Raw genomic sequence first — 4829 nt, forward strand, 5'->3', positions numbered from 1 at the left:
TCTACGTATTCAATATGTTTTATTTGAGAGAACGATCCTGTGATTTCGGTAAATTGTCCTGCTTTTTCTCCTATATTTTCTAGTTTTTTCTGCATTGCAGGAAAAAGTATTTTTTTAATAAGGGTACTTTTTCCACTACCTGAAACTCCTGTAATAACAGTTAAAACATCCAATGGAAAAAGCACATCGATATTTTGAAGGTTATTTTCGCGAGCACCCTTAATTTCTACAAAGTTTTTAAACTTTCGTCGTTTTTTTGGAACTTCTATTTTTTCAGCTCCGCTCAAGTATTTAGCCGTTAAGGAGTCGCATTTTAATATCTCAGCATAGGTTCCTTGCGCAACTAAATTTCCGCCAAACGTTCCTGCTTCAGGGCCAATATCAATGATCATATCGGCAGCTTTCATAATGTCTTCATCATGTTCTACTACAATAACTGTATTGCCTAAATCGCGTAAGGATAGCAATACTTTGATCAACCGTTCGGTATCTTTTGGATGTAAACCAATGCTGGGTTCATCAAGAATATACATGGAGCCAACTAAACTACTCCCTAAAGAGGTCGCTAGATTTATTCGTTGTGATTCTCCTCCTGAAAGCGAAGCGGAGTTTCTGTTTAAAGTAAGGTAGTCTAAGCCAACCTCGGTTAAAAAAGACAATCGATTATTAATCTCGGTTAACAAGCGTTTGGCAATTTGTTGTTCATAAACATCTAATTCTACGTTTTTGAAAAAGGTGACTAAATGCTTAATTGGCAAATCAACTAATTCAGAAACAGTTTTAGAATTGATTTTTACATATGAAGCTTCAATACGCAAGCGTTTTCCTTTACACGAATGGCATTTGGTTTTACCACGGTAACGGGATAGCATAACTCTGTTTTGAATTTTATAATTTTTTTCTTCAAGCTCTTTAAAAAAGTCATTTAGACCCTGAAAATAGCTGTTTCCCGTCCATAACAAATCTTTTTGTTCCTCCGTTAGCTGATAAAAGGGTTTGTGAATAGGGAAATCGAATTTGTATGCATTATTTACTAATTCGTCTCGAAACCAACTCATACTATCGCCTCTCCAAGGAAATATGGCATTTTCATAGATAGATAAGGTCGTGTTGGGAACAACAAGTTCAGCATCGATTCCTATAATATTTCCATAGCCTTCACAAACAGGGCAGGCGCCGTAAGGGTTGTTAAAGGAAAATAAATGGACATTAGGTTCTAAGAAAGAGATACCGTCTAATTCGAAGTTATTCGAATATTCAAATCGTTTTGCTGTATTTAGTTCTTGTAAGTAACAAATGCCTTTTCCTTCGTAAAAAGCTGTTTGAACGGCATCAGCTAATCGGTTATAAAATTCTTCCTCGTCTTTTACAACTATACGATCGATAATTAAGGTTGTTTTTTTTGGGTCTAGTTTATGTTGGTCTATTTCATCCAAGCGAATCATTTGCTCACCAACTAAAATTCTTGAAAAACCTTGCTGTAATAATACCTTTAGCTTGTCTTCGAATTTCCGACCCTTTTCTAAATGAATAGGAGCTAATAGCAACCACTTACTTTCCAATGGTAGCTTTTGAACATCGCTAACCACATCTGTGACTGTGTTTTTTTTAACCTCTTTTCCGGACACAGGCGAAAAGGTTCTTCCAACGCGGGCAAAAAGGAGTTTCATGTAATCGTAGATTTCTGTAGATGTACCTACAGTTGATCTCGCATTGGTTGTGTTTACCTTTTGCTCTATAGCGATTGCTGGAGCAATTCCTTTAATATATTCGACTTTAGGTTTATCTAACCGACCAAGAAATTGTCGTGCGTAGGAGGAAAGGCTTTCAACATAGCGACGCTGCCCTTCTGCGTAAAGCGTATCAAAAGCCAAACTCGATTTACCTGAGCCCGAAAGTCCAGTAATAACTACAAGTTTATTTCTAGGAATGACTACATCTACATTTTTTAAGTTGTGTACCTGAGCCCCTTTTATGATTATATTTTTCTTTTGATCTATTTTAGAAAGGTCAATTTGCATAGAAAATAATGAATTTCTACAAAAGTAATCAATTTTCAACTGAGAACAGATCGTGAACAAATCATAAAATTGGTTAATAATGCAAGCATTAGCAATATAATTTTGATGGTTTAAAGGGAAAGGATTATGGTCTATTATTTTTGCACACCAAATTTTAAGTTTAAATTTGTTACAATCACAATTTTTAAAAGCTCAATTTTGAAAGCCAAATACTTATTATTTTTTTTAACTTTTTTTACAGCTGGTTTCGGTCAGGATTTGCCTCCAATAGTCAACTATGCGCCTAGTATATATGGAGCAGGAAATCAAAATTGGATGATTGCCCAAGACAGTAACCAGTTTATCTATTTTGCAAATAATGACGGTTTATTAGAGTTTAACGGCTCTTCATGGAAATTATATCCTTCGCCAAACGAAACCATTATTCGCTCCGTGAAAGCAATCGGTGATCGTATTTATACCGGAAGTTATATGGAATTTGGATATTGGCTGCGCCAAAAGAACGGATTATTACAGTACTTTTCTATTAGTAAAGCCATTAAATCCAAACTTTTAGACGATGAACAAATTTGGAATATTTTAACCTATGAAGATCAAATTGTTTTTCAATCATTAAATAGAATTTATATTTACAATCCTAAAAAAGGAAGTTTTACCATTATAGCACCACAAAAACCAATAATAAAGGCTTATAGCACCGTTAATGCTGTTTTTTATCAGGTAAGTAAATCAGGTTTGTTTGAAATTGAGGGTGGTAAAAGTAAACTAGTTTCGAACCACGTTGCAGTTAAAAACAATCACATTGTAAATGTTTTTTTGAAAGGAGAACGAGTGTTAATCGCCACACAAATGCAGGGATTTTATGAATTAGATGCAGGAAAAGTTTCAAAATTCAATACTGAAATTGATTCGTATTTCCAAGATGGAAGTGTTTATAGTTGTGAGTCCATAGCTGATGATGGTTATGTTTTAGGTACGGTTTCGAATGGTATTTATGTGCTAGATAAGAACGGAAAAGTTAATTATCATATCACACAACGCAATGGTTTGAGTAACAACACCGCACTATCCTTATACGAAGATGTAGATAAAAATGTATGGGTGGGACTTGATAATGGAATCAACTGTATAAATATGCAATCACCAATCCAGAGTTTTGTTGATAATTCAGGTGATTTAGGAACTATTTATACCTCTAAATTATTCGAAGGTAATTTATATGTTGGAACAAATCAAGGTTTGTTTTATAAGAAGTATAAAAGTAAGGATCAGTTTAAATTTATCAAAGGGACAAAGGGACAAGTATGGTCTATTTTTGAACACGATGGGACACTTTTTTGTGGACACGATAGAGGAACTTTTACTGTTAAAGATGGTAACGCTACTAATATATTTGCAAATTCGGGTACATGGAAATTCACAACAGTTCCCGGTAATACTGATTTACTATTACAAGGAAATTATTATGGACTATATGTTCTAGAAAAGCGTTCCAATAAATGGTATTTTCGAAATAAACTAAAGGGATTTGATTATTCCTGTAAATACTTTGAAATAACGGATGATTTCGAAATTTATGTTAGCCATGAATACAAAGGAGTTTTTAGGATAATCGCTGATAAAACTTTAAAGGAACGCCTGCACTACACAGTATATGAAAGTCCTATAAAAGGAAAAAATGCCAGTTTAGTAAAATTTAATAATTCTATTTTTTATGCATACAAAGGTGGTGTGTACAAATTAAACGATAAGACAAAAGAATTTCAAAAAGATAAATTATTAAGCTCGGTTTTTGAAAAAGATGATTATACCTCGGGGAAAATGATTGTGGATGATTCTAATAAAATATGGTTGTTTTCGAAAAACTATATTAATTATTACACCGCCAGTAAATTTAGCTCCCAATTAAAAAAGAATAGCATCCCCATTCCTGTTTCTCTTACTAATTCTATGTTAGGGTATGAGAATATTACTCAGTTATCAGCATTTACATATCTATTTGGTACTACAGATGGATATTATGCCATGGATATTAATGACTTAATTTTTAAAAAATATAAGGTTTTAATATCAGCGGTAGTTTCTAATGCATTGGATCAAGAGAGCCAAACAAATGATATTGATAAGGAAGGTAATTTTCATCATAGCGTTAACAATATAAATATTTATTATACGGTACCGGAATACAATAAGTATATAAATGTGGAGTACAAGTATATCTTAGAAGGCTTTCAAAATCAATGGAGTGAATGGAATACAAAAGCAGTTGTAAGCTTTAAGAATTTACCTCCAGGTGATTATGTGTTTAAAGTAAAGGCTAAATATGCAAATTCAAATTTAGATAGTAGTGCAGACTACTCTTTTACCATTTTAAAGCCATGGTATGCTACGCACTTAGCCCTTGTTATTTATTTTATTTTGGCCATAGTAGGTATTCGTTTTGCTCATGGTTATTACAATCGCTACTACGAACGACAAAAAGAAAAATTGATAGAGGAGAATAATTTGTTATTGGAGATAAAGGAATTGGAGAATAACCAGCAAGTAATGCGATTAAAAAACGAGCAATTATCTGAGAATGTAAATGCAATAAATAAAGAACTCGCTGCTTCCACAATGAGCTTAATTAGTAAAAATGAACTATTAGAATTTATCAAAGCAGATTTAAAAAAGACTGCTGTTGACGAAAACAGAAGTATAAAATCAGTAATAACTACTATTAATAGAAATATTACCGGTAAAGATTCATGGAGTGTTTTTAAGGAAGCATTTGAAAATTCAGATAAAGAATTTTTCAAAAAGATCAAA

At 32.9% G+C, this 4829-nt stretch carries 2 protein-coding genes; one reads left to right on the plus strand and one right to left on the minus strand.

The features are described from left to right. Window positions 1–2021, minus strand: a 2021-nt coding sequence (gene uvrA / locus P8M54_RS06690; RefSeq protein WP_300286506.1) for an excinuclease ABC subunit UvrA, incomplete at its 3' end; no start/stop codon positions are given. Between the two features lie 198 nt (window positions 2022–2219). Between uvrA and P8M54_RS06695 the strand changes: the two genes are divergently transcribed. Next, window positions 2220–4829: triple tyrosine motif-containing protein (locus P8M54_RS06695; protein ID WP_300286507.1), on the plus strand; the 2610-nt coding region annotated here is incomplete at its 3' end.

It is taken from the genome of Flavobacterium sp. (assembly GCF_029242675.1).
Classification (GTDB): Bacteria; Bacteroidota; Bacteroidia; order Flavobacteriales; family Flavobacteriaceae; genus Flavobacterium.